This is a genomic window from Enterobacter sichuanensis, from assembly GCF_002939185.1.
Taxonomy (GTDB): Bacteria; Pseudomonadota; Gammaproteobacteria; order Enterobacterales; family Enterobacteriaceae; genus Enterobacter; species Enterobacter sichuanensis.
The window spans coordinates 1-23,143 of sequence record NZ_POVL01000029.1 but is presented as its reverse complement, the minus strand read 5'-3'; the positions used below and the strand labels follow the sequence as shown (position 1 = coordinate 23,143).

Annotated in this window: 28 protein-coding genes; 9 read left to right on the top strand and 19 right to left on the bottom strand. The window is 56.2% G+C overall.

Going from position 1 to position 23,143, the window contains the following annotated elements; all coding sequences use genetic code 11:
• The first annotated feature begins 20 nt into the window (after positions 1-20).
• Both C5687_RS13970 and C5687_RS13965 read left to right on the top strand, forming a co-directional pair.
• Positions 21-614 (top strand): TetR/AcrR family transcriptional regulator, encoded by a 594-nt coding sequence (locus C5687_RS13970; protein WP_045284311.1) that lies wholly within the window; start codon positions 21-23, stop codon positions 612-614.
• Positions 615-687: 73 nt separating this feature from the next.
• On the top strand, positions 688-1,287 hold the full coding sequence (locus tag C5687_RS13965; RefSeq protein ID WP_104557146.1) for an NAD(P)H-dependent oxidoreductase: 600 nt from the start codon (positions 688-690) through the stop codon (positions 1,285-1,287).
• 63 nt (positions 1,288-1,350) lie between these two features.
• Here C5687_RS13965 and C5687_RS13960 read toward each other — a convergent pair whose 3' ends face one another.
• Positions 1,351-1,827 (bottom strand): WbuC family cupin fold metalloprotein, encoded by a 477-nt coding sequence (locus tag C5687_RS13960; RefSeq protein WP_094917483.1) that lies wholly within the window; start codon positions 1,825-1,827, stop codon positions 1,351-1,353.
• Positions 1,828-1,965: 138 nt separating this feature from the next.
• A complete protein-coding gene (locus C5687_RS13955; RefSeq protein WP_104557145.1) occupies positions 1,966-2,751 on the bottom strand; it encodes a phosphotransferase family protein in 786 nt (261 codons plus the stop codon).
• 184 nt (positions 2,752-2,935) lie between these two features.
• Here C5687_RS13955 and C5687_RS13950 point away from each other — a divergent pair, with 184 nt between their 5' ends.
• Positions 2,936-3,406 (top strand): hypothetical protein, encoded by a 471-nt coding sequence (locus C5687_RS13950; RefSeq protein ID WP_104557144.1) that lies wholly within the window; start codon positions 2,936-2,938, stop codon positions 3,404-3,406.
• A gap of 97 nt (positions 3,407-3,503) precedes the next feature.
• On the opposite strand, the gene C5687_RS13945 is transcribed toward C5687_RS13950, so the two are convergent.
• A complete protein-coding gene (locus C5687_RS13945) occupies positions 3,504-4,415 on the bottom strand; it encodes a LysR substrate-binding domain-containing protein (RefSeq protein ID WP_104557143.1) in 912 nt (303 codons plus the stop codon).
• 243 nt (positions 4,416-4,658) lie between these two features.
• Here C5687_RS13945 and C5687_RS13940 point away from each other — a divergent pair, with 243 nt between their 5' ends.
• On the top strand, positions 4,659-5,597 hold the full coding sequence (locus tag C5687_RS13940) for an omptin family outer membrane protease (protein ID WP_059385332.1): 939 nt from the start codon (positions 4,659-4,661) through the stop codon (positions 5,595-5,597).
• Between the two features lie 61 nt (positions 5,598-5,658).
• Here C5687_RS13940 and C5687_RS13935 read toward each other — a convergent pair whose 3' ends face one another.
• The 3 genes from C5687_RS13935 to C5687_RS24610 form a co-directional block, all read right to left on the bottom strand.
• On the bottom strand, positions 5,659-6,048 hold the full coding sequence (locus C5687_RS13935; protein ID WP_104557170.1) for a cell envelope integrity TolA C-terminal domain-containing protein: 390 nt from the start codon (positions 6,046-6,048) through the stop codon (positions 5,659-5,661).
• A 101-nt stretch (positions 6,049-6,149) separates the two neighbouring features.
• Positions 6,150-6,632, bottom strand: a complete 483-nt coding sequence (locus C5687_RS13930; protein ID WP_104557142.1) for a glutathione peroxidase — start codon at positions 6,630-6,632, stop codon at positions 6,150-6,152.
• A gap of 152 nt (positions 6,633-6,784) precedes the next feature.
• Positions 6,785-7,177 (bottom strand): hypothetical protein, encoded by a 393-nt coding sequence (locus C5687_RS24610; protein ID WP_146086281.1) that lies wholly within the window; start codon positions 7,175-7,177, stop codon positions 6,785-6,787.
• Between the two features lie 208 nt (positions 7,178-7,385).
• On the opposite strand from C5687_RS24610, the gene C5687_RS13920 reads away from it, so the two are divergent.
• Positions 7,386-8,006, top strand: a complete 621-nt coding sequence (locus C5687_RS13920; RefSeq protein WP_047958500.1) for a LysE family translocator — start codon at positions 7,386-7,388, stop codon at positions 8,004-8,006.
• A gap of 39 nt (positions 8,007-8,045) precedes the next feature.
• Here the strand turns inward: C5687_RS13920 and paaY are convergent, their stop codons facing one another.
• The 13 genes from paaY to paaA form a co-directional block, all read right to left on the bottom strand.
• Positions 8,046-8,642 (bottom strand): phenylacetic acid degradation protein PaaY, encoded by a 597-nt coding sequence (gene paaY / locus C5687_RS13915; protein ID WP_104557140.1) that lies wholly within the window; start codon positions 8,640-8,642, stop codon positions 8,046-8,048.
• Between the two features lie 9 nt (positions 8,643-8,651).
• Complete coding sequence (gene paaX / locus C5687_RS13910) at positions 8,652-9,587, bottom strand: phenylacetic acid degradation operon negative regulatory protein PaaX (protein ID WP_025757961.1); 936 nt, start codon at positions 9,585-9,587, stop codon at positions 8,652-8,654.
• A gap of 133 nt (positions 9,588-9,720) precedes the next feature.
• Positions 9,721-11,043 carry a phenylacetate--CoA ligase PaaK gene (gene paaK, locus C5687_RS13905; RefSeq protein ID WP_025757962.1) on the bottom strand — a complete coding sequence of 441 codons (1,323 nt, stop codon included), beginning with the start codon at positions 11,041-11,043 and terminating at the stop codon, positions 9,721-9,723.
• 27 nt (positions 11,044-11,070) lie between these two features.
• Entirely contained in the window at positions 11,071-12,276 is a 1,206-nt protein-coding gene (pcaF, locus tag C5687_RS13900) for a 3-oxoadipyl-CoA thiolase (RefSeq protein ID WP_104557139.1), read from the bottom strand.
• Entirely contained in the window at positions 12,276-12,698 is a 423-nt protein-coding gene (paaI, locus tag C5687_RS13895; protein WP_045286536.1) for a hydroxyphenylacetyl-CoA thioesterase PaaI, read from the bottom strand. The genes pcaF and paaI overlap by 1 nt, the downstream gene beginning before the upstream one ends.
• Positions 12,688-14,112: a 3-hydroxyacyl-CoA dehydrogenase PaaH gene (gene paaH / locus C5687_RS13890; protein WP_104557138.1), complete on the bottom strand. Its 1,425-nt coding sequence runs from the start codon at positions 14,110-14,112 to the stop codon at positions 12,688-12,690. The genes paaI and paaH overlap by 11 nt, the downstream gene beginning before the upstream one ends.
• Before the next feature lies 1 nt (position 14,113).
• Entirely contained in the window at positions 14,114-14,902 is a 789-nt protein-coding gene (gene paaG / locus C5687_RS13885; RefSeq protein WP_104557137.1) for a 2-(1,2-epoxy-1,2-dihydrophenyl)acetyl-CoA isomerase PaaG, read from the bottom strand.
• Entirely contained in the window at positions 14,902-15,669 is a 768-nt protein-coding gene (gene paaF / locus C5687_RS13880; protein ID WP_104557136.1) for a 2,3-dehydroadipyl-CoA hydratase PaaF, read from the bottom strand. Before paaF ends, paaG begins: the two co-directional genes overlap by 1 nt.
• Complete coding sequence (gene paaE / locus C5687_RS13875) at positions 15,666-16,736, bottom strand: 1,2-phenylacetyl-CoA epoxidase subunit PaaE (protein ID WP_104557135.1); 1,071 nt, start codon at positions 16,734-16,736, stop codon at positions 15,666-15,668. Before paaE ends, paaF begins: the two co-directional genes overlap by 4 nt.
• A gap of 7 nt (positions 16,737-16,743) precedes the next feature.
• Entirely contained in the window at positions 16,744-17,241 is a 498-nt protein-coding gene (gene paaD, locus C5687_RS13870; protein WP_047958492.1) for a 1,2-phenylacetyl-CoA epoxidase subunit PaaD, read from the bottom strand.
• Positions 17,242-17,252: 11 nt separating this feature from the next.
• Complete coding sequence (paaC, locus tag C5687_RS13865; protein ID WP_104557134.1) at positions 17,253-17,999, bottom strand: 1,2-phenylacetyl-CoA epoxidase subunit PaaC; 747 nt, start codon at positions 17,997-17,999, stop codon at positions 17,253-17,255.
• A gap of 8 nt (positions 18,000-18,007) precedes the next feature.
• Positions 18,008-18,295, bottom strand: a complete 288-nt coding sequence (gene paaB, locus C5687_RS13860; protein ID WP_025757972.1) for a 1,2-phenylacetyl-CoA epoxidase subunit PaaB — start codon at positions 18,293-18,295, stop codon at positions 18,008-18,010.
• A 12-nt stretch (positions 18,296-18,307) separates the two neighbouring features.
• Entirely contained in the window at positions 18,308-19,237 is a 930-nt protein-coding gene (gene paaA, locus C5687_RS13855) for a 1,2-phenylacetyl-CoA epoxidase subunit PaaA (RefSeq protein ID WP_047958490.1), read from the bottom strand.
• A 284-nt stretch (positions 19,238-19,521) separates the two neighbouring features.
• On the opposite strand from paaA, the gene paaZ reads away from it, so the two are divergent.
• The 4 genes from paaZ (at position 19,522) to C5687_RS13835 (ending at position 23,007) form a co-directional block, all read left to right on the top strand.
• Positions 19,522-21,561: a phenylacetic acid degradation bifunctional protein PaaZ gene (paaZ, locus tag C5687_RS13850; RefSeq protein WP_104557133.1), complete on the top strand. Its 2,040-nt coding sequence runs from the start codon at positions 19,522-19,524 to the stop codon at positions 21,559-21,561.
• 183 nt (positions 21,562-21,744) lie between these two features.
• Positions 21,745-22,227 carry an Hcp family type VI secretion system effector gene (locus C5687_RS13845; RefSeq protein WP_094917514.1) on the top strand — a complete coding sequence of 161 codons (483 nt, stop codon included), beginning with the start codon at positions 21,745-21,747 and terminating at the stop codon, positions 22,225-22,227.
• 2 nt (positions 22,228-22,229) lie between these two features.
• Positions 22,230-22,634, top strand: a complete 405-nt coding sequence (locus tag C5687_RS13840; protein WP_238380480.1) for a polymorphic toxin type 44 domain-containing protein — start codon at positions 22,230-22,232, stop codon at positions 22,632-22,634.
• Positions 22,612-23,007 (top strand): hypothetical protein, encoded by a 396-nt coding sequence (locus tag C5687_RS13835; protein WP_104557132.1) that lies wholly within the window; start codon positions 22,612-22,614, stop codon positions 23,005-23,007. Before C5687_RS13840 ends, C5687_RS13835 begins: the two co-directional genes overlap by 23 nt.
• Positions 23,008-23,143 lie beyond the last annotated feature (136 nt).

The window sequence follows — 23,143 nt, the reverse complement described above, 5'->3', positions numbered from 1 at the left end:
TTAACTGACCCGAGGAAAACATGGTTGTTAAGCGCTTAAGAAAAGAGGACCGCCGCGTGCAGCTGCTGGAAGTGGCGCGTGGAATTGTCCGCCAGCAAGGCACGGAGGCACTGACGCTGGGTTACCTGGCGGAACGGGCCAACGTGACAAAACCGATCCCCTACGACCACTTTGGCGATCGCGAAGGGCTGTTGATGGCGCTGTACCAGGATTACAGCGATCGGCAGTTGAAAAAATTCCGTGAAACGCTGGCGGTAGACAGCAAAACGCTGGAAAAGACGATTCGCTTTTTCAGCGCCGCCTATATCGATTGCGCCATAACCGCCGGCCCCGAAACCGGCCCCATTGCCGCGGCGCTGTCCGGTTCTCACGCGCTGCAGACATTCCGGGAAGCGTGCGTGGCTGAGTGTGCCGACTGCCTGCGCACCGCGCTTTCTCCTTTTGTTGTGCTAAAAGGTGTTCAGGGGGAAGCAGTGCTGACGGCCATTTTGGGTGCTGCGGACGCGCTCAGCGCTGCCGCAGGGAGCGGTGCGCTCGCCCGAAATGTTGCGGAAGATATGCTCAGCGGCGCCATGTCCGGCGTGCTGGAGACCTACGCGAAAAGCACAAAATGATCGTAGCAGGCAGATTGACACATAAGTTACCAATAGTAATATAGACAGCAATTCATTCCCTGCTGAGGTTGCTATGTCTGCTAAAGATGTCATCAAAAATGCGCTGATCGTGACGGCTCACCCTGTCGAAAACTCGCTGTCTCATTCACTGGCCGATCGCATTGCCGGACAGCTTCGCGAACAAGGCACGCAGGTTGAAAGGGCTGACCTGCATGCCGAAGGTTTTAATCCGGCCATGTCGCGCGCCGATCTGGATTTTTATCATGGCGAACCCGGCGCCCTCCCCGACGATATTCTGCGCGAGCAGCAGCGCGTTGAGCGAGCGGATATGCTGGTGTTTGTCTTCCCGGTGTACTGGTGGTCAGTTCCCGCGCTGTTGAAAGGCTGGTTCGATCGCGTATTAACCCTGAACTGGGCGTATAAGGTAGCCGACGACGGCCGGATTGTGGGCAACTTAAGGGATGTTCCCGTCCGCCTGATTGCCACTGGCGGCAGCGATCTCACCGGATTTGATAAACACGGCTATTCGACGGCGATTCAGACGCAGATCATCGAAGGCGTATTTGGCTTCTGCGGGTTGAAGAACGTCACGCTCGATATTCTCTACCAGGCCGATACGGCAACACCTGCTCAGGTTGAGGATTTTCTGCAAGGACTCAATCTTGCGGATTAATATCAGCCTGTGATTGAAATTTCCCGGCGCACCTCATCGCGTGCCGGGCACAGATGAGAACCCTTACAGGGTAAAACCCCCATCACCCACTTGCGCCTGCGCGTACCATTGCATCAGCTTTTCGGTGCCGGGTGCGTTTTCAGCAGGTGCCCATGGGGCAAAATCAGGCCCGGCAACAGGCTGATATCCGCCGTGTTTAACCTCAAAAATAACGCCACCTTTATCCAGTGACAGCACGGCATGCCAGGTGCCCGCCTCCATCTCCAGCACCTTGCACGCGTCACCCAACACCACGCGTTGAGTCACGTTACCGTTGTCATCAAAATTCAGCACCAGAAAGCGGCCACTTAGCGCTGTCAGTAATTCAAAGGTATGCGGGTGGCGATGCGGGCGAACATAGGTGCCAGGCTCCATGGCAATGGCCAGGCGCTGAACCGGGTCGCTCAGTTCAGGGTGTAAATTACGATGCGCACGTAAGCGAGGGGAATTGGCGGCCTGCTCGCTCTGTTGCTGCAGATCGCTGAAAGTAATTTGTTTCATATACACCTTTGTGAATGGGGTCAGCTGACGGCACCCCGAGTGCCGCAAGGCGTTATACCATTCTGAACAGACTGTGGGCTACGGCATTTGTGAAACAAAACGCTGCCTGAGTTATCGGCCTGGAGGCTGAAAATGGCCTCAAAGAAGGGTGACGGACTCATCCAGCCAGCCGGGAAGATGATCCCTGTACCAGTTAAGGTAGATATTCAGATCAGGCTTTTTCCTTTCGTGCAGTAATAACACGACTTCAGTGACAATCCATGCTTTGGCGATAGTGATTTCTCTGGCTAACCTGTCTGCAAGGGAATGAGCAGTAAATAAACAGTAGCGTTCGGCAAGCTGCAAAATGCTTTGTCTTGTACCCATCCCTTTCACCAGCGGAGCAAGGTCGATAGCCGGACTGCCCGTGCCGAACCTTTCCCAGTCAAAAAGGATCACATCGCCGTTTTCTCTTCTGCCCCAGTTACCCGCATTCGTATCACCTGAAATCAAACATTCCTGATTAAACAAAACGCTGCCCGCCTGGTGAAAATAACGCAACTGCCGCTCAATGCGGACGGGTAATTCCAGAAGAGACAGCGATCTTTCAAGCGATGACTCAGGCCAGCTATGGGGGTGATAAATCCATGCGGGGTCGGCAGGATAATCGTGAAGGCGTGAAAGTCGTCTCAATATTTCGTCAGCAGTAACCTCATCCTGGGAGATCTTATGCGGAACGTACTCGAGCCTCAGGACGTGTTGATGAGGATCTGAGTGCAACAGTCGAGGTGATTCAACAGCCCTCTTGAGTGACTCCGCCGCACGCTCATAAAAGCAGTATTCAACATCACTAACAGGGCTTTTTTCAATTATCTGATTGCCATGTTGATCCGTCAAAAGGCGTACCTTTGCAGCGCCCATTTTGGATAAGTTGTCGGTAGACATACCGTCCTCATTCGATACGTTCGGTTTCTGGTCGTAAGTATAGCGTGATGGGGTAAATAAGATGTTGAGTAAAACTCACACTGACGCTCACTATTTATCGTTTTTCAAACGTAATCACGTTAAATACCATCAGGTCATCATCCCTTTAAAATTATAAATATCACTCTGCCTGTATGGAGCACCTATGACACTCGATGTTTTACTCCCGGTCATGAAAATTATCGCGCCGCATAAAAATAATATCGCTGAAAGCTTACATGACTTAATTAAAATACTGTCAGCAGAAAAAGAACATTCCGAAGCGCTGTCACCCTTTATTCATCGACTGCATCTGCTCTCTTTCGCCCAGAGCGCGCCGGGTAACGCCGAGGCGCTGCTCGCGGCGCATCTGCCAAAAGAAGATGGGCTCCTTCCGCTGCTTGACTTCGCGGACTGGCCCCGGGTGCGTTACGCCACATCAGGTGAAGTACAGACGCCTGAGTCTGAGGCTTATTTCCAGAAAATAACAACGGCTGCCAATCTGTTACGTTCAGCATTGATTGATGCTGAGCGCGAAAAAGGTACGCCTGCGCTTTATATTATCGATAAATTGCTTAATCTGAACAGCGCGCTGCCGGAAAGATATAAACACATGGCAAATATTCCCTACGCCTGATGTTATGCCTGTGGCCGCCTTTTTTGCCGGGTGACGCTGCGCTTACCCGGACTCTGTTGTAGGCCCGTGCAAGCGTAGCGCCGCCGGGCGAAGGTGACTATTCAACGTTCAGACAGACAATATCCAGAGCAGGAACCACCGGCGTATGGAGGTTAAGCCAGTCCCGCAGGCGTTCGATACTGTGTGTTCTGAGGGAATTTTTCGGCCAGACAAGATAATAGCCGTCGCCTGTGTCGATGGCTTCCCTGAAAGGTAATGCAAGCAGTCCGCTTTTCAGGGCTTCCAGCGTGAGCCGAAGATCGGCCATCGCAATACCATGCCCGTGCATGGCGGCAAGACTTCCCTGCTCCAGGGTATCGAACACGATCCCGCCACTCATGTCGAGCCCCGGATATAACCCGGTCCTTTTCAGCCAGCGTTTCCAGTCCCGTCTGTCCGGAGAGGGATGGATAAGATAGCACTGCGAAAGCTGGTGCCGGGCAGACTCCAGCAAAGACGGCGTACACACCGGAATGAGCCATTCGCTGAAAAGCAACCGACTCTCCGTTGACTCGCCAAAGTAGCCATTGCCGAGGAGGATCGCGCAATCATACGGCTCGCGGCTGAAGTCCACGGTGTCAAAGTCCATCCAGACGCTGGCGATTTCAACTTTAGGTTTTGCATGGTTCTCGCGAAAGGATTTGAGGACATTCAGAAGCCAATGCATCGTCAGGGTGCTGGGCGCTTTAAGGCGCAACAGATGATTTTCACTTCGGAATGCGCGACAGGCCCACTCGATATTCGAGAAACTTTCGCTAAGCTGTCCTGCCAGGATACGCCCGGCGTCGCTGACCTCGACTCTCGGCCCCTGCCGTTTAAAGAGCTCACAGTCAAACCACGTTTCAAGCGTCCGGACATGCCTGCTGACCGCGCCCGGTGTGATATTGAGCACTTCAGCGGCTTTGCTGAAGGAGTTCAGCCGCGCGGCTACTTCAAAAGCGCGCAGGGCATACAGCGGAGGTAAGGACATAATTTCCCTTTAAGTGACGAATATTCATCGCGTTATTTTTTCAGCTAATAACCGTTGGGCGGTTACTCACGAGATTAATGTGTCCGATCTTTTCGCCGGGTACAACACCTGTATTCACAAGATTATATTTCGCTTAAGTTCAGACACGAAAAAAAAATACCAAAACTGGCAGTTGATTCTTATTTGTATGACTTTTAAGATTTGTCTGCAACTCATTGATTAATTTGATTTAGGGAAATAAAAATGACAAATAAAGTCGTTGCGGGAATGATGATGGCCGCGTTTTCAGGGGCAGTATATGCAGGACCAGCACAAGTCACTCCGGATTTTTCACCAGAGAGTTTAACGGTTTCAGCCTCTGCCGGGATGCTGAGCGGAAAATCTCACGAGATGGTTTATGACGAAGTGACAGGAAGAAAAATTAGCCAACTGGACTGGAAAATTAAAAATGTCGCCATTCTGAAAGGCGATATTTCCTGGGATGCTTACTCCTTTTTGACACTGAACGCTCGCGGCTGGACATCCCTCGCATCAGGCTCTGGCCATATGGATGACTATGACTGGATGAATGCAAAACAATCCTCCTGGACAGACCATTCGAGCCATCCAGCGACGAACGTTAACTATGCCAATGAATACGATCTCAACGTAAAAGGTTGGATCTTCCAGGGCGATAATTATAAAGCGGGCGTTACCGCAGGTTATCAGGAAACCCGCTTCAGCTGGACGGCGACTGGCGGTACTTACAATTACGATAACGGCACCTATAAAGGGAACTTCCCGGCAGGCGAACGCGGCATTGGTTATAGCCAGCGTTTCTCCATGCCATATATTGGTCTTGCAGGACAGTACCGATTTAATGACTTTGAGTTTAATGCCCTGTTTAAATTCAGTGACTGGGTCCGTGCACATGATAACGACGAGCACTATATGCGCGATCTGACCTTCCGTGAGAAAACTAGCGATTCCCGCTATTATGGCGCATCCGTCGATGCCGGGTATTATGTCACTCCGCATGCCAAAGTATTTGCTGAATTTACCTATAGCAGCTACGAAGAAGGTAAAGGCGGTACGCAGATTATTGATACCAATACCGGGCAGTCCGGCTCTATTGGTGGGGACGCTGCGGGTATTTCTAACCACAACTATACCATTACAGCGGGTCTGCAATATCGCTTCTAATCCAGGCGAAACGCAGTCGATTGTTAATACAGTTCAGGCCCCTGATGGGGCCTTTTCTGCGCTAACCTCGCATGTCAAAGCCGGATTTTTGAAAATCTCTGTAGACTTCCGGATTGTCGAAGGCCGGGAATGTGGCTTTTTGGGCTGCTGATTTTAGCGCTTCGCACCAGGCTTTATTGCCGTCGCTGGTTGAGATAGCTAACGCCGTGCCATCCTGAGCAAATTCAATATGCAACCGGCATTTTTTCCCTTTCCACTTTTGCGGCTCGTCAATTTTGTCTTCTATTGCCGCCTTGATCGCCCGTGCCTGCGCCCCCCATTCATCCTGATCGTCCCAGCGTCCGGAACCACAAGACCCCGTTGCCGTGGTCTTATGGCATCCGGAAGGATGTAACGGCGCGCATCCCACAGCCAGGCTCGCCACAATGGCCAGCATCACGATTTTCTTCATTGTGTCAGACACGCCCACGTCTTGCTCCCTAAATCCATTTAAACCTCAACAGTGTTGGCCTATTCTTTCGTAACTGGTGGTCGCTACTCAACTACTAATAATTAGCCTGTCAGTGCGGCGCAAATCGCCGATTCCATTTTCTCGGGCGTGGTCATCGGTGCAAAACGTTTGAGCGGTTTACCGTTGCGTCCAATCAGGAATTTCGTAAAGTTCCACTTGATCCGCCCACCCAGCACGCCGGGCAATTCCTCTTTCAGGTAACGAAACAGCGGGTGCGCGGCGGCGCCATTGACCTCTATTTTCTCGAATATCGGAAAACTGACACCGTAGTTTATGTGGCAGGTTCTTGAGATGTCTTCGGCGCCACCGGGTTCCTGTTTACCGAACTGATTACAGGGAAAGCCAAGCACCACAAATCCCTGAGACGCGTATTTCTTGTATAACGCTTCAAGAGCAGCGTACTGCGGCGTAAAGCCGCACAGGCTAGCCGTATTCACGACCAGCACCACCTTACCCTCGTAGTCGGCCATAGCGACCGGTCGGCCATCCAGGCGGGTGGCTGAAAATTGATAAAAATGCGTCATACTGGCAACCTCAAAGCGGAATGTATTCACCCTCAACATTACCACATAGCACGTGATTCGGATCTTTACAGCCACAGAGCGACATTGAGGATTAAACTATCTATACGCCGTTATATAAGTCCCAATAAAATGAGTCTTTCAGCCGTTAATACTCAAGGATGATTGAAAATTTGCGTCACATGGAACCCCTCAGGTAAATGAGGTACGGGATGAGGTAATAAAGGATCAAAATACACACCTTCGTAGCAGGCAATCCAGTGGCGAGCCCCAGTCGTAACATTATCCCAGCGGCCATGAAATATACCGTTATTTTTCGGTTCACTGACCCCATCGTGTTTTATAAACGAAACATTCTCCAGTCCGATATAAAGCAAAAATCGTTTCATTTGCGCAAGATTGACACGTTTATATTTATCACAGAAACCTTTTTCCCTTGCAAGGTGTAACGTTTCTTCATAAGTTTTTTGAAGTAAACGGGCCATAACAGCAATACCACACCCTTCATGCTGACAAGGTTGTTGGACATGCTTATAAGTCATTTTCATCGGAATCATCCATTTTTTATTTTCAGGAATTACGTTTAATCCACAGATTATTATCGGCCCCCTGAAGCGTTTCTTGATAACAATAGCGCGTTGCGATGTAAGACTGGTTAAGAAACCATCTTCACCGACTCAACCAGCGGTTAAATTTCAGCAATAGATTGCCTGGGGACAGATGTATGAGTAAAATCCAATCTTTCGGGTAAAGAAAATGACTGTTGCTGATTCACTTCTCACTTTCTCCTTCGCTGCACTCCTGCTCACTCTCACGCCTGGCCTAGATACGGCTCTGATTCTTCGAACGGCCTGTGCTGAAGGGGGACGAAAAGCTATTCACACTGCGCTTGGCATCGATGCTGGCTGTTTTATATGGGGAGCGCTGGTCGCTTTGGGACTTGGCGCTCTGCTGGCCGTTTCTGAGCTGGCTTACACCGTGCTGAAAATTTGTGGTGCAGCCTATTTAAGCTGGCTGGGCTTACAGCTGCTGGTACGTCCCCGATCGTCTTTCGGTCTCAGCGACGGCAACCATGCTTCTCATGGGAACTGGTTTATGAGAGGGATGATGGGTAATGTGCTCAACCCCAAAATGGGTATTTTCTATGTCTCTTTTTTGCCTCAGTTTATACCTGCCGGTCACTCTCCTTTACTCTGGACGTTTTTGCTGGTCAGTATCCACGTGACAATCGGCACGATATGGTCAGTGACGCTTATTTTATCGACGCATTTTGCGTCAGGCATCCTGAAGAGAAGTGGCGTGATCAAGGTTATGGACAGGGCAACAGGAGGCTTGTTTTTGTGCTTCGCGGCTAAACTGGCGCTAAGCACAAGATAAGTCTCTTTCGTCCGCTTCTGCCGCGAAGCGGACCTCCCCTTACACCGACGACTTCGGCCGTAAATTCTCATCAAACGTCAGCCGTTTCCGCTCTGGCTCAACCTCACGCAGCGGCTCTACCTGATGCATCGTCAGCTTGCAGCGTTCCACCAGCACCTGATACTCCCGCGTGCCCTGCTGCTTCCAGGCCAGCTCCTGCTCGCTCAGCTCGCGGATCGCCTTTGCCGGGCTGCCGATGATCAAATGGTTGGCGGGCATCTCCGCTTTCGCCTTCACGAACGCCGCGGCGCCGACGATGCTGTTCTCGCCAATGACGGCGCCGTCCATCACCACCGCGTTCATGCCCACAAGCGCATTGCGGCGGATCACACAGCCGTGAAGGATCGCACTGTGGCCAATATGCCCGTCCTCTTCCACCACCGTGTCCTTCTCCGGGAAACCGTGCATGACGCAGTTATCCTGAATGTTCGCCCCGTCTTTCACCACGATACGGCCGAAATCACCGCGCAGGCTGGCATTAGGGCCGACATAAACACCTTTGCCCAGAATCACGTCGCCAATCAGCACCGCCGTTGGGTGTACATAGCTCTCGTCCGGCACCACCGGCGTCAGACCGTCAATTTGATAAACTGGCATCCTCACTCCTTATGCGCTTGTCAAACCGCCAAAGCGTTGATAGTAGAGCGTGCCGGGCACAGGCAGTTCGCCGACGGAGGTTTCGCCCTTCTCGCTGACAAACGCCAGCGCCCCCGGTGCCACACGCTGATAAATATTGATGCAGAGCTGTCGGGCGCTTTGCCCGGCCCAGTGCGCAGGCAGTAACTCCTCCGGCAGCAGCGGGTCTTTCAGCACCACACGACGATAAAAGTGGATCAGTAACAGCTGGATCTGGAAGCAGCGTTCCGGCGTCAGCTCTTCCGGCGCGGCCTCTTTCAGCAGCGGCAGCAGCGGGCGGAACGAGCTGATAAACGTCTCGTACATCGCGTTTTGCTCGGTCAACTGCCAGCACTCTTCGACCCGGGAACGCAGCGCGGCGCGGGAGAGCGCCAGCGGCGAGTGGGCTTCGAAGAAGATCACATTTTCTGCCACGCCGGCATCGTGTAGCAGGGACTGCACATCCGCCAGATGCTGCGACGGCGAGGCCATCAGGCTCGGCGCCAGCGTGCCAAACCCCTGCCAGATAAGCTGTTTTTTAACGTCGGCGAGGGTGTTTTTATCCAGCCCCTCGGAGAGCAGCAGTAACCATTTACCATCCCAGGCGGGCAGTTCCGCGCGGTAGATCTTATTCTCCGCGCGACGCGTCAGGCGCAGCCCTTTATCACTCAGGCGGTAAAAGCTACGCCTCCCGATGCGCGAGACGTCGAGCCAGCCCTCTTTGTTGAGGCGGAACAGCGCGGTACGCACGAAGCGTTCACCAAACCCCATACCTTCCAGCAGGGCGGCCAGACTACCGAGCCAAATCTCACCGCCGCGATGAGAAAGCGCGTCACCGTATAACGAGGAAATAAGGGATGTCCCGCTGACTGGAACAGAGCTGACCGCGTGCTGGATAAAGGCGTCGAGTTTATTCATGTGATTCATTCTGTTGTTATTTTTGTCCTGGATGAATCATAGCATACCAATCTGGCATCGACCCTCACCCTAACCCTCTCCCAAAGGGAGAGGGAACTTAATACACCCTCTCCCTTTGGGAGAGGGCTGGGGTGAGGGAAATTTAACCGTTGGCTGCCACTTTACGCAAATCAAACACCCGGCAGGCTTTGCCCTCTGAGCGCGGGATACTGCCGCAGTTCACGATCGTCACGTCGGTGGAAATCCCCACCATCGACTTAATGCGGTGACGCAGCTGGTGACACACCTGGCAACGCTGCTCGTGCGTTAGCGTCAGGCTGCTCTCTTTTAGCTCCACCTTCACGGAAAGTGAATCAAGATGCCCGCGACGGTTGACCTCCAGCTGGTAGTGCGGAGAGAGGTGTTCGAACTTCACAATCTCCTCTTCCAGCTGTGACGGGAAGACGTTAACGCCGCGGATGATCAGCATATCGTCACTGCGGCCGCTGATGCGGTCCATGCGGCGCATGCTGCGCGCCGTCGCCGGCAGCAGACGCGTCAGGTCGCGGGTGCGATAGCGGATAACCGGCAGCGCCTCTTTGGTCAGCGTGGTGAACAGCAGTTCGCCCTGCTCGCCGTCATCCAGCGGTGTGCCGTCGTTCGGGTTGACGATTTCCGGATAGAAGTGATCTTCCCAGATGGTCGGGCCGTCAACGGTTTCGATACACTCCATCGCCACCCCGGGTCCCATGACCTCCGAGAGGCCATAGATGTCCAGCGCCGTGATGCCTAAGCGTTTCTCAATTTCGCGGCGCATCGCCTGGGTCCACGGCTCGGCGCCGAAGACCCCCACGCGCAGGGAACAACTGCTGGCATCGCCGCCCATCTGCCGCTCCAGCTCCTCAATCAGGTTTAGGCAGTAGGAGGGCGTCACCATGATCATATCCGGCTGGAAATCACGGATCAGCTGCGCCTGTTTCTCCGTCTGGCCGCCGGACATCGGGATCACCGTCGCCCCTAAGCGCTCGGCGCCATAGTGTGCCCCCAGCCCGCCGGTAAACAGGCCATAGCCATACGCCACGTGAATTTTGTCCTTCGCGCTGCCGCCCGCGGCGCGCAGGGAACGGGCTACCAGATTGGCCCAGTTGTCAATGTCGCCTTGCGTGTAGCCGACAACCGTCGGTTTGCCGGTGGTACCGGATGAGGCGTGAATACGCACTACCTGCTCCATCGGCACGGCAAAAGTATCGAATGGGTAGTTATCCCGCAGGTCCTGCTTGGTGGTGCACGGGAATTTACGGATATCCGCCAGCTCTTTGAAATCGTCAGGGTGAACGCCCGCGGCGTCAAACTTGCGTTTGTACATCGGCACGTTGTTATAGGCGTGATGCAGCGTCCATTTCAGACGCTCGGTCTGCAGCGCCTGTAACTCGTCAATGGAGGCCGTCTCAATCGGATCAAGCTTTGTTGTATTTGTCGTTGTCATTGCAGGGTACTCACATTGAAAATTTGATCAAACACGCTCAAGGATCAGGGCAATGCCCTGACCCACACCGATGCACATCGTACACAGCGCGTATCGCCCGCCGCGTCGATGCAGTTCATTGCTGGCTGCCAGCGCCAGCCTGGCGCCGCTCATGCCGAGCGGGTGGCCAAGCGCAATCGCGCCACCGTTTGGGTTAACGTGCGCGGCATCATCCGGCAGCCCCAGTTGACGCAGCACGCCCAGCGCCTGGGAGGCGAAAGCTTCGTTAAGTTCGATAACGTCCATATCGTTAATACTGAGTCCGGCGCGCTCCAGCACCTTGCGGGTGGCAGGTACCGGGCCTAATCCCATCAGGCGTGGCGCCACGCCGGCCGTGGCCATCGCCACGATCCGCGTGCGCGGGACTAACCCCTGCGCCAGCGCCGTCTGCTCGCTGGCAACGATCAGCGCCGCCGCACCGTCGTTGACGCCGGAGGCATTGCCCGCCGTGACTACCCCGTTCTGACGGAACGGCGTTTTCAGTGCGGCCAGCTGTTCAAGCGTGGTGTCCGCACGCGGATGTTCATCCACGCTGAATTCGGTGACCGCGCCCTTTTTACCCGCTACCTGCACCGGCACGATCTCCTGCGCCAGAATGCCGTTCTGCTGCGCCTGTGCGGTACGCTGCTGGCTGCGCAGCGCAAAAGCGTCCTGATCGGCACGACTGATATTTAACAGTTCAGCTACATTCTCTGCCGTTTCCGGCATACTGTCCGTTCCGAAGTGCTGATGCATGAGCGGATTCACAAATCGCCAGCCGATGGTGGTATCAAAGATCTCCGCCTGACGCTGAAACGCGGCGGTGGCTTTGCCCATCACAAACGGCGCACGGGACATCGACTCCACGCCGCCCGCAATCAGCAGATCGCCGTCACCCGCTTTGATGGCGCGTGCGGCAAAACCAATCGCGTCCAGCCCGGAGCCGCACAGGCGGTTGATGGTGGTCCCGGAGACCGTTTGCGGCAGCCCGGCCAGCAGTGCCGACATACGCGCCACGTTGCGGTTATCTTCCCCCGCCTGGTTGGCGCAGCCGAAGATCACATCATCTATCCGCTCGAGGTCGAGCTGCGGGTAGCGGGCCAGCAGCGCACGCAGCGGCACGGCACCGAGATCGTCGGTCCTTACCGTGGAAAGCGCGCCGCCGTAGCGCCCCACCGGGGTTCGAACGCCATCACAAATAAATGCATCACCCATCAGGCCTCTCCTGTCACACTGCCGCCGATGCGGTGAGATTTCCCGCGAAAAAGGGCGACGGTTTTCTGTTGTTGATTTTGGATCTCAATGTCATACACGCCCGTCAGCTTGCCCTGATGCTTCACCCGCGCGGTGGCGGTAAGCGTGTCCCCGGCAAAGCCCGGACGCAGAAAATCAATCGAGCAGCCTGAGGCCACCGCTGCCAGCCCCTGGCTGTTGCAGGCGTAGGCAAAGGCGGTGTCTGCCAGCGAAAACAGCTGTCCGCCATGGCAGGTGTTGTGCCCGTTGAGCATCTGCGGGGTGATGGTCATGGTCACCACCGCGTAGCCCTCGTCCATCTCGACAATATCCATCCCCATCGCCTGCGCGCAGGCATCCCGTTCGTACATGGCGCGGGCGTTGTGCCAGGCGTTATGACTCATAGCTACTCTCCAGAAGCGCGCGCTGGCGCAGCAGTGAACAGGGGCGATAGCGTTCTTCACCATAATGGCGCTGCAGGTTCTCCAGCAGCGTCAGCAGGCGCTGCCAGCCCAGTCGTTCCCCCCAGGCGATCGGGCCGCTCGGGTAGTTGACGCCAAGACGCATGGCGGTATCGATATCCTTCTCGCTGGCCACCCCTTTTTGCAGGGCATCCAGCGCTTCATTGGCAATCATCGCCACCGTGCGCCAGATCAACAGGCCAGGATAATCGGCGATTTGCACCACCCGTTTTCCCTGCTGTTGCAGGTAACGGATAACTTTTTGCGTCGAGGTCAGGGGGTTACTGGCGGCGGCCGCAATCACCGCCACGTCGCCTTCAATGCGGTCTACCACCACCACCGGGCCGCTCAGGCGTAACGCCAGCGCCTGCGCGGTTTCCCCCTGCGTTTCGATGAGATACACATCATCAATTTTTGTGACACCGTCACGTTTTTTCTCGACGCGCATCGGGCTGTAGCTGTCATCTACGGTCTCAATCCACTGTACGGTGGGTTTGTCACCCTGCCAGTCGTAAACGCCTTTCCCGCTCTTTTTGCCCAGCCTTCCAGCCAGCACCAGCTCCTGCTGCACCAGCGAGGGCAGAAAACGCCGCTCCTGCCAGAAGGCGTTAAATACCGAGCAGGTCACCGCAAAATTAACGTCCTGACCAATCATGTCGGTCAGCTCCAGCGGCCCCATCGGGAAACCGCCGCCTTCGCGCAGGGCAGCGTCAATCACCTCCGGTGCTGCCACCTGTTCTTCCAGCGCGCGCCAGGCTTCGGAATAGAATGGACGCGCGACGCGGTTGACGATGAACCCCGGCGTTGACTGGCAGCGAACCGGCTGTTTCCCCCAGTTGAGCGCCAGCTCGCACAGCGCGTCGGCCACTTCCGGGGAGGTCGCCAGCCCGCTGACCACTTCCACCAGCTTCATCACCGGTGCCGGGTTAAAAAAATGCAGCCCCGCGACGCGTTCAGGGTGGTGTACATCCGCCGCGATTGCCGTGATCGAAATGGAAGAGGTGTTGCTGGTGAGTACCGTCTGCGCCGGGCAGATCTCAGCCAGCCGGACAAACAGTGCTTTTTTCACCTCAAGACGCTCAGAAGCGGCCTCTATCACCAGCTCCGCCGTAGAGAGCGCGCTGATATCAGTGACCGGGAGCAGCCGGGCGAGGATCTGTCCGCTGGCGTCCGCAGAGAGTTTGCCGCGCGTGACCCGGGAAGCCAGACGCTGGCGGATCCCCTCAATAGCGCGTGAAATCGCATCGGCAGAGATGTCGTAAATCAGCACCTGATGGCCGTGGCTGGCAGCAACCTCGGCGATGCCGGCCCCCATCGTGCCGCTGCCAATCACGGCGACAGTCCGTATGTTCAACATCTTATTTCCCCGTAAAGTGTGGCGCGCGCTTCGCCAGGAAGGCGCTGACGCCCTCGCGATAGTCGTCTCTGCGCCCGGCCAGACGTTGATAGTCGCGCTCGAGATCGAGTTGAGCGTCCAGGGTGTTGGTTTCCGCGGCATTGATCGCCTGCTTGATCAGCCCCAGCCCGAAGGTCGGCTGCGACGCAAAGTGCAACGCCATCTGCTGCGCGGTAGCGGAGAGCTGTTCGTCATCCACCACCTGCCAGATCATCCCCCAGGCCTGCGCCTGTTCGGCGCTGAGCTTGTCACCGAGCAGCGCCAGCCCCATGGCACGGGCACGTCCGGCCACGCGCGGCAGCAGCCAGGTGCCACCGCAGTCCGGGACTAACCCGAGCTTGCTGAAGGCCATCACAAAACTGGCGGAACGCGCCGCAATCACCATGTCGCACCCGAGCGCCAGCGTGGCACCGGCACCGGCCGCCACGCCGTTGACCGCGCAGATGACCGGCTTCGGCAGTTTTGCCAGGCGACGAACCAGCGGGTTGTAAAAGGTTTCAACGGACATTCCCAGATCCGGCGCCGGGCCGTTGGGGTCGACATTACGGTCATTCAGATCCTGACCGGCACAGAAACCGCGTCCGGCGCCGGTGATCAGCAGGCAGCGAACGGTGTCATCACGCTCAGCCTGTTTCAGGCACTCTGCGAGTTGCTGATGCATCACGTCATTAAAGCTGTTCAGACGCTCCGGACGGTTCAGCGTAAGGGTCATTACGCCCTGTTCTACATGACTGAGAATAAATTCCACAATTAGCGTCCTTTAAAGTCGGGGGTGCGTTTTTGTAAGAAGGCGTCGATGCCTTCCCGGCGGTCTTCAGTGGCAGAGAGCAGCGTAAACAGCTGACGCTCCTGGGCCAGCCCGGCCTGCAGCGGCACCTCCTGAGACTGGCGCAGCGCCTGTTTCGCCGCCTGCAGTGCCAGCGGCGAGTGGCGCGCCATCAGGCTCGCCTGCTTCAGGGCATACTCCAGCGTCAGCGCGGCCGGGAAAACGTCGCTGACCAGCCCGGCGCTCAGCGCCTGCTCTGCGGAAATGCTCTCGCCGGTCAGCACCATTTTGCTGGCCAGCGATTTACCGACGCAGCGGATAAGACGCTGGGTACCGCCCGCACCGGGCATAATGCCGAGCGTGATTTCCGGCAGGCCAAAACGGGCGTTGTCACCGGCAATCACCACGTCGCACAGCAGCGCCAGCTCGCAGCCCGCTCCCAGCGCGAAGCCGTTCACGGCGGCGATCAGCGGTTTAGGAAAAGCGTTGATACGTGCCCACAGCTGCGGGCGAATATCATTCAGGGTGGCAGGCAGGTCTTTCTCCACCATTTCACTGAGATCCGCCCCGGCGGCAAAGCAGCGCTCGTTGCCGTAAATCACGCAGACAGCGACTCCGGTCTCCGCTGCGGCGGCCTCAAGCTGCTCCGCAAGCTGCGTTAACAGCGCATTGTTGAGGGCGTTGCGTGCCGCCGGACGGTTCAGCGTCAGCTGCAGCACGCGGCCATGACGGGTGACAGTCAGTTCGCTCATGCCATCCCCTTCGCGTCAAAATCCACGATCACATCAGCGGTAAGCGGCAACGACTGGCAGCTCAGCACATACCCGGCGGCCAGCTCGTCCGGCTCCAGGCTGTAGTTGGTCGCCATGTCCACCTTCCCGCGCAGCACTTTGCATTTACAGGTGGCGCACACGCCGCCCTTGCAGGCATACGGGAGATCCGCCCCCTGACGCAGGGCGGCATCAAGGATGCTTTCGTCGTCCGCCGTCAGGGTGATTTCACGGTCGCGTCCGTCCTGGCGCACGGTCACTTTCTGGCCTTCTGCCTGCACGTGCACCGCGCGTTTAACAGTGATTCCGGCGGTATTGAAGCGCTCAAGATGAATCGATTTATCCGGCATTCCCAGCGCCTTCAGCGCGGCTTCGGTGTCGTCCATCATCGCTGACGGGCCGCAGATAAACGCTTCGTCATACTGGCGGAAGTTGATCAGTTTTTTTGCCAGCGCCTGAAGCTTTTCCCCGTCGATGCGGCCATAAAGCAGGTCGCTGTCCAGCCGCTCCTGGCTGAAGATGGAGACCAGCTGCAGCCGCTGCGGGTATTTGTCCTTCAGATCCGCCAGCGCCTGGCGGAACATCATGCTCTGGCTGCTGCGGTTGCCGTAAATCAGCGTGAAATGGCTGTTCGGTTCGGTCGCAAGCGTCGCGGAGAGAATGGCCAGCATCGGGGTGATCCCGGAGCCTGCCGCAATCGCCAGATAGTGCCCTTCGCGCTCTGCCTGGGGCTGGTAGCCAAACTGCCCCTGGGGAACCATCACCTCCAGCGCCATCCCCGCTTTGATCTCGTCCCGGGCATAGCGGGAAAAGCGCCCGCCTTCGATGGCTTTAACCGCCACGCTGATCTCGCCCGGAGCGGTACTCCGGCAGATGGAGTAGCAGCGGCGCAGCTCATCCCCGCCCAGCGTCGTTTTCAGGGTCAGGTGCTGGCCGGGACGAAAGCGGTAGGCTTCCTGCAGCGCCTGCGGCACCGCGAACGTGATGGTCACCGCGTCGCGGGTTTCGGGTTCCACTTTTGCCACTGTTAATGAATGAAACGTTGTCATGGCAGCCTCAAATACATTTGAAATAGTCGAAGGGCTCACGGCAGGCATTGCATCGGTAGAGCGCTTTGCACGCCGTCGAACCAAATTCACTGATAAGCGAGGTGTCGGTGCTGGCGCAGCGCGGACAGCTCACCCCGGCCGGCGCGTGCGCGTGACAGCTATGGCCCACGGGCGGGCTGATACCGTATGCCCGCAGGCGCTCGCGCGCGTCGGGGGTCATCCAGTCGGTAGTCCAGGCGGGTTCAAGCTGGAGCACGATATGCACCGGGGTAAAGCCATGGGCGGTCATCGCGTCGCGGATCGCCCCCAGCAGATGTTCCGTTGCCGGACACCCCGAGTAGGTGGGCGTGAAGCCAATAACCCAGCCTTCCCCCTGCGCCTTCACGCTGCGCACCATGCCTAAATCGGTGATGGTGAGTACCGGCACTTCCGGGTCCGGGATCTGGCTTAACAGCGCCCAGATTTGCGGAATTTGCGCAGGCGCGATGTCGACGAGGCGTTGCATAGCGTTCTCCTTTACCACTGCTGACCGGGATATGCGCGCTGGAGATACTGCATTTCCGCCAGCATCGGACCGAGATGTTCGGTATGCAGCCCTTTCTTGCCCCCGGTGCGGTACGCCACCTCTTCGGGCACCCGCAGGCAGGCTTCATTCAGACCGGCAAAGACTTCGCTTTCCCACGGCTGACGCAGCGTGCGCGGGTCAACCGCCACGCCTGCGTCAATCAATTCCAGCTCGACGTCATCCGCCTCAAACAGCTCCGCCGTAAAACGCCACAGGTTGTTGATGGCCTGCTGCATTTTTTGCGCGGAGGTTTCGGTGCCGTCACCCAGCCGCACCAGCCAGCCGCGGCTAAAGCGCAGGTGGTAGCGTGCCTCTTTAATCGCTTTGGCGGCGATGGCGGCAAGCTGGCTGTCGCGGCTTTGGGTCAGGCGTTCGTACAGCGCGACGTTCCAGGCATCCATCAGATACTGGCGGGCAATCGTGTCGGCGAAGCTGCCGTTCGGCTGTTCCACCAGCAGAAGATTGCGGAACTGACGCTCGTCACGACCAAACGCCAGCGTGTCTTCATCGCCCTGTCCTTCCAGCCCGGCGGCATAGCTCAGGAAATTGCGCGCCTGGCCCAGCAGGTCAAGCCCGATATTGGCGAGCGCGAGGTCAATTTCCAGCTCCGGGGCGTGGCCACACCAGGCGCCCAGGCGCTGGGAGAGCACCAGACCGTTGTCGCCCAGACGCAGGGCATAGGCAGTCACTGAATTCATTCTTTGCCTCACATGTGCTCGATGCCGTCGGGGAGGGTGTAAAACGTCGGGTGGCGGTAAACCTTGCTTTCCGCCGGGTCGAAGAACTCGCCGCTCTCTTCCGGCTGGGAGGCGACAATCTCGCTCGCCTTAACCACCCAGATAGAGCATCCTTCACTGCGCCGGGTGTAGGCATCGCGCGCATTTTCCAGCGCCATGCGGTCGTCGGCGGCATGCAGGCTGCCCACGTGACGGTGGGACAACCCTTGTTTGCTGCGTACGAACACCTCGTACAGCGGCCAGTAGACATTGCTCATGGTTATTTCCTCTTATGCGGCCTGACGGGCGCGTTGTTTTTCAGCATGCGCCAGCGCGGCTTCCCGCACCCATGCCCCCTCTTCCCAGGCTTTACGCTTGGCCGCCAGGCGTTCGTGATTGCAGATCCCACGTCCGTTAATGACCTCTTCAAACTCCTGCCAGTCGATCTCGCCGAAACGGTAGTGACCGCTCTCTTCGTCAAAGCGCAGATCGGGATCGGGCACCGTCATGCCCAGCATCTCCACCTGCGGCACCGTGTTGTCGACAAAGCGCTGGCGCAGTTCGTCATTACCGAAACGTTTGATTTTCCAGGCCAGGCTGCGGGCGCTGTTCGGCGAGTTGTCATCGTTCGGCCCGAACATCATCAGCGCCGGCCACCAGAAGCGGTTGATGGCGTCCTGCAGCATCTGGCGCTGGGCCTCACTCCCCTGCGCCAGCGCCATGCAGGCTTCAAAGCCCTGACGCTGGTGGAAGCTCTCTTCTTTACAGATTTTCACCATCGCCCGGGCATAGGGCCCGTAAGAGGTGCGGCACAGCGCCACCTGGTTGACGATGGCGGCACCATCTACCAGCCAGCCAATCACGCCGATATCGGCCCAGCTCAGGGTCGGATAGTTAAAAATGGAGGAGTACTTCATCTTGCCGTCGAGCATCTTCTGGTAGAGATCTTCCCGCGCGCAGCCCAGCGTTTCGGCTGCGCTGTAGAGGTAGAGCCCGTGTCCGGCTTCGTCCTGCACCTTCGCCAGCAGGATCGCCTTTCGACGCAGCGTCGGCGCGCGGGTGATCCAGTTCCCCTCCGGCAGCATGCCGACAATTTCGGAGTGCGCATGCTGACCAATCTGGCGGATCAACGTCTTACGGTAGGCGTCAGGCATCCAGTCCTGAGGCTCAATCGCCGTCTCCTGCGCTATGCGCTGCTCAAACCGTTGTTCTTGCGTCACGTCATCACCTTTATGATTCGTTAGTTTGCAAATTAAAGCGTAATATTGAATCACTTTGTTTTTTAAAAGTTACACAAAGGTTAAATATAACCCCAAGAATTGTTTCCTGGTTTTGTGATGTCGCTCGCAAGGCTTTACCTGAGCGCCTCTCATCACTGTGCTGTGAGCGCAATGATTCGTCATCCCGGATCACAATGTTAACAATTCATTAAAACTTAGCTTGATTTTTATGATTCACGATCAAACTATTAATAGTGAAATTACGTAACATTTGGAGATAAGCGATGCAGCAGTTAGCCAGCTTCTTGTCCGGTACCTGGCAGTCTGGCCGGGGACGTGAACGCACTATTCATCACGCCATCAGTGGCGAAGCGCTGTGGAGCGTGACCAGCGAAGGGCTGGATATGGCAGCCGCCCGACGCTATGCAATTGAGCGCGGCGGCGAAGCACTTCACGGGATGACCTTTATCGAACGTGCGGCCATGCTGAAGGCGGTGGCAAAGCACCTGCTTGGTGAGAAAGAGACGTTTTATGCCCTCTCCGCCCAGACCGGGGCGACGAAAGCTGACAGCTGGGTCGATATTGAAGGCGGCATCGGCACCCTCTTCACTTACGCCAGCCTGGGCAGCCGTGAACTGCCGGATGACACGCTGTGGCCGGAGGATGAACTGATCCCGCTGTCAAAAGAAGGTGGTTTTGCGGCGCGTCACGTTCTGACCTCGAAGGCCGGCGTGGCGGTGCATATCAACGCCTTTAACTTCCCCTGCTGGGGGATGCTGGAAAAACTGGCGCCGACGTGGCTTGCCGGCATGCCCGCCATTATCAAACCCGCGACCGCTACCGCGCAGGTCACGCAGGCGATGGTGAAATCCATCGTGGACAGCGGACTGGTGCCGGACGGCGCCATTAGCCTGATCTGCGGCGGCGCGGGCGATCTGCTGAATCAGCTCGACAGCCAGGACGTGGTCACCTTTACCGGCTCCGCCAGCACCGGACAAAGCCTGCGCGTGCACCCCAATATTGTGGCGAATTCAATTCCATTCACCATGGAGGCCGACTCCCTGAACTGCTGCGTGCTGGGTGAAGACGTCACCCCGGAACAGCCGGAGTTCGCCCTGTTCATCCGGGAAGTGGTGCGTGAGATGACCGCCAAGGCCGGACAAAAATGTACCGCAATCCGCCGCATTATCGTCCCGCAAAACCAGATTGAAGCCGTCAGCCAGGCGCTGATTGCGCGGCTGGAAAAGGTGGTGGTGGGCGACCCGGCGCAGGAAGGGGTGAAGATGGGCGCGCTGGTCAACGCTGAACAGCGCACGGACGTGCAGGAGAAGGTGAATCAGCTGATCGCCGCTGGCTGTCAGATCCGTCTGGGTGGAAAAGCGGATATGCAGGCCGCTGGCGCATTCTTCCCACCGACCCTGCTGTTCTGTCCGCAGCCGGATGAAACCCCTGCGGTCCACGCGACAGAGGCTTTCGGCCCGGTTGCAACTCTGATGCCATATCGCAATGCGCAGCACGCGATGCAGCTTGCCCGCGCCGGCGGCGGCAGCCTGGCGGGAACGCTGGTTACCGCCGATTCGGCCATTGCCCGCCAGTTTATTGCCGGTGCGGCGCGCGCCCACGGCCGTATTCAGATCCTTAACGAGGAATCCGCAAAAGAGTCTACCGGCCACGGCTCCCCGCTGCCGCAGCTGGTTCACGGCGGTCCGGGCCGCGCGGGCGGCGGCGAAGAGCTTGGCGGTCTGCGCGCGGTGAAGCACTACCTGCAGCGCACCGCGATCCAGGGCAGTCCGACCATGCTGGCCGCCATTGGTAAACAGTGGGTGCGCGGCGCAACGGTGCAGGAAGATCGCGTGCATCCGTTCCGCAAATACTTCGAGGAGCTGCAGCCGGGCGACAGCCTGCTGACGCCGCGTCGTACCCTGACGGAAGCGGACATCGTGAACTTTGCCTGCCTGAGCGGCGACCACTTCTACGCCCATATGGACAAGATCGGCGCGGCAGAGTCGATATTTGGCGAGCGCGTGGTGCACGGCTACTTCCTGATCTCCGCCGCGGCAGGCCTGTTTGTCGACGCCGGCGTCGGGCCGGTCATTGCCAACTACGGTATGGAAAACCTGCGCTTTATCGAGCCGGTGAAACCGGGCGATACCATTCAGGTACGTCTGACCTGCAAACGTAAAACGCTGAAGAAACAGCGTACCGCAGAAGAAAAACCCACCGGCGTGGTGGAATGGGCGGTTGAGATTTTCAACCAGGACCAGCAGGCGGTGGCGCTCTACTCCATTCTGACGCTGGTGGCGCGCCAGCAGGGTGATTTTTAATCTGCAGCAACACCACCTACAGAGAAAAGGACTGGATGGATTTGGTTAAGCAAACCATCCAGTCAACGTAGTCTGGATAAGTTACAACCAGAAACATTAAGCAAATTGACCAGATAGTTAGCATGGTTATTATTTGGTGCCAGGAATGTTCCCGGATTAAATTACATGGAAGATTAATAGACTATGGCAATTCCTGTTTACCTTTTCTTAACTGACGATGGCGGCTCAAAAATCACAGGCTCGGTAGATATTCGTAACCGTGAGGGAAGTATTGAAGTCACTGGCTTTACACATAACCTCCGCCTGCCAACGGATCCATTAACGGGTAAAATCACCAGTAAACGCAATCATGCACCAATCGTTTTTCAAAAAGAAATTGACTCATCTTCTCCTTACCTGATGAAAGCCGTCGCCACTGGCCAAACCCTTAAAACTGCAGAATTCAGGTGGTATCGCATTAATGATGCCGGGCAGGAAGTCGAATATTACAATATGCATCTCGATAATATTCACGTCGTTTCTGTTACGCCATTGATGCATGACACTAAAGACCCGACAAAAGAAAAACACAATCATCTTGAAGTCGTGGAACTACGCTACGATAAAATAACCTGGACGTATTGCGACGGTAACTTGCAGTTCGCGGATAGCTGGGTAGATCGTTAATTATGCGTACTCCTTTGTATTCTACTCCGTATGATATTGCTTCATTTTCACCGCCGGGCGTTGACGTTGTAAGCCATATGGTAATAGCTCGTTTTCATGGCGGTGCATCATTGATGACTTACGTATGGTTTTATCAGATGGTTAGAAACCATGGCCCCTGGGATTATAAGCAAGGCCGTGCAGAATATGCCAACTTTGGAAATTTCCACTACGGTGCGGTTGGCGCGGCTGCAGGCATCCCTGATGGTGTGCTGCTTCGGGGCGCTGGTACTGCGCAGATCCTTGCTGGCACAAGCGATCCGGTAGAATTTGCAAAATATCAGGGTGCCTATGCATATGGCGATGACCCAGTCGATCAGTTATGGATTAGGGCAGGAATAGATTATGCGCGACGGTCGGGTTTTTAACTGGCGAGCCGGGATAGTGGTTGTCATTTTCCTGGTGTTTATCATGTATCCGTTCCGTAATCTTTTCACCGTGTATGAAAATATTCAGGAAAAGATTAGCGTTAACGATCAATTAACTCTCTATATCACCCAGGTTGAAGCGAGTTCTTTATCCAAAAATACGTTTCACTTTTATCTCTATGATGCGAGAAAAAGCACTGAAGAGTTTATGTCTCACCTGTCAGACATCAAGCCTGTCATGATTACCGACGATGCTAAAGCCACTGGAACGGTTACCAACGGAGAAATTTATCTACGCGTTCGCGGAAATATTTACGCTTTCACTGCAGTTGGGTTCGATGTACCTATTCATCTCGATAGATCCGCTGACTAATCGCATGGGGTCGTTATCACGGGGATGTGATGTATCCCCGCTCTTTTTTTAACCTGGCAAGACTGACAAATAATCTGGCAGATGCAGGCAAACGCTTTTCTCATGCGCCTGTCAGGATAAGGCTATCACAACAGAA

What these genes read in the sequence shown, in the direction of transcription:
- C5687_RS13930 (WP_104557142.1), bottom strand. Translation starts at nt 6,632, where the DNA reads ATGACGCATTTTTATCAATTTTCAGCCACCCGCCTGGATGGCCGACCG.
- C5687_RS13955 (WP_104557145.1), bottom strand. Translation starts at nt 2,751, where the DNA reads ATGTCTACCGACAACTTATCCAAAATGGGCGCTGCAAAGGTACGCCTT.
- paaY (WP_104557140.1), bottom strand. Translation starts at nt 8,642, where the DNA reads ATGCCAGTTTATCAAATTGACGGTCTGACGCCGGTGGTGCCGGACGAG.
- paaF (WP_104557136.1), bottom strand. Translation starts at nt 15,669, where the DNA reads ATGAGCGAACTGACTGTCACCCGTCATGGCCGCGTGCTGCAGCTGACG.
- paaB (WP_025757972.1), bottom strand. Translation starts at nt 18,295, where the DNA reads ATGAGCAATGTCTACTGGCCGCTGTACGAGGTGTTCGTACGCAGCAAA.
- C5687_RS13965 (WP_104557146.1), top strand. Translation starts at nt 688, where the DNA reads ATGTCTGCTAAAGATGTCATCAAAAATGCGCTGATCGTGACGGCTCAC.
- paaC (WP_104557134.1), bottom strand. Translation starts at nt 17,999, where the DNA reads ATGAATTCAGTGACTGCCTATGCCCTGCGTCTGGGCGACAACGGTCTG.
- C5687_RS13935 (WP_104557170.1), bottom strand. Translation starts at nt 6,048, where the DNA reads ATGAAGAAAATCGTGATGCTGGCCATTGTGGCGAGCCTGGCTGTGGGA.
- C5687_RS13940 (WP_059385332.1), top strand. Translation starts at nt 4,659, where the DNA reads ATGACAAATAAAGTCGTTGCGGGAATGATGATGGCCGCGTTTTCAGGG.
- C5687_RS24610 (WP_146086281.1), bottom strand. Translation starts at nt 7,177, where the DNA reads ATGAAAATGACTTATAAGCATGTCCAACAACCTTGTCAGCATGAAGGG.
- C5687_RS13840 (WP_238380480.1), top strand. Translation starts at nt 22,230, where the DNA reads ATGCGTACTCCTTTGTATTCTACTCCGTATGATATTGCTTCATTTTCA.
- paaH (WP_104557138.1), bottom strand. Translation starts at nt 14,112, where the DNA reads ATGTTGAACATACGGACTGTCGCCGTGATTGGCAGCGGCACGATGGGG.
- C5687_RS13960 (WP_094917483.1), bottom strand. Translation starts at nt 1,827, where the DNA reads ATGAAACAAATTACTTTCAGCGATCTGCAGCAACAGAGCGAGCAGGCC.
- paaK (WP_025757962.1), bottom strand. Translation starts at nt 11,043, where the DNA reads ATGACAACGACAAATACAACAAAGCTTGATCCGATTGAGACGGCCTCC.
- pcaF (WP_104557139.1), bottom strand. Translation starts at nt 12,276, where the DNA reads ATGGGTGATGCATTTATTTGTGATGGCGTTCGAACCCCGGTGGGGCGC.
- paaX (WP_025757961.1), bottom strand. Translation starts at nt 9,587, where the DNA reads ATGAATCACATGAATAAACTCGACGCCTTTATCCAGCACGCGGTCAGC.
- C5687_RS13950 (WP_104557144.1), top strand. Translation starts at nt 2,936, where the DNA reads ATGACACTCGATGTTTTACTCCCGGTCATGAAAATTATCGCGCCGCAT.
- C5687_RS13835 (WP_104557132.1), top strand. Translation starts at nt 22,612, where the DNA reads ATGCGCGACGGTCGGGTTTTTAACTGGCGAGCCGGGATAGTGGTTGTC.
- C5687_RS13845 (WP_094917514.1), top strand. Translation starts at nt 21,745, where the DNA reads ATGGCAATTCCTGTTTACCTTTTCTTAACTGACGATGGCGGCTCAAAA.
- C5687_RS13920 (WP_047958500.1), top strand. Translation starts at nt 7,386, where the DNA reads ATGACTGTTGCTGATTCACTTCTCACTTTCTCCTTCGCTGCACTCCTG.
- paaZ (WP_104557133.1), top strand. Translation starts at nt 19,522, where the DNA reads ATGCAGCAGTTAGCCAGCTTCTTGTCCGGTACCTGGCAGTCTGGCCGG.
- paaI (WP_045286536.1), bottom strand. Translation starts at nt 12,698, where the DNA reads ATGAGTCATAACGCCTGGCACAACGCCCGCGCCATGTACGAACGGGAT.
- paaD (WP_047958492.1), bottom strand. Translation starts at nt 17,241, where the DNA reads ATGCAACGCCTCGTCGACATCGCGCCTGCGCAAATTCCGCAAATCTGG.
- paaE (WP_104557135.1), bottom strand. Translation starts at nt 16,736, where the DNA reads ATGACAACGTTTCATTCATTAACAGTGGCAAAAGTGGAACCCGAAACC.
- C5687_RS13945 (WP_104557143.1), bottom strand. Translation starts at nt 4,415, where the DNA reads ATGTCCTTACCTCCGCTGTATGCCCTGCGCGCTTTTGAAGTAGCCGCG.
- C5687_RS13970 (WP_045284311.1), top strand. Translation starts at nt 21, where the DNA reads ATGGTTGTTAAGCGCTTAAGAAAAGAGGACCGCCGCGTGCAGCTGCTG.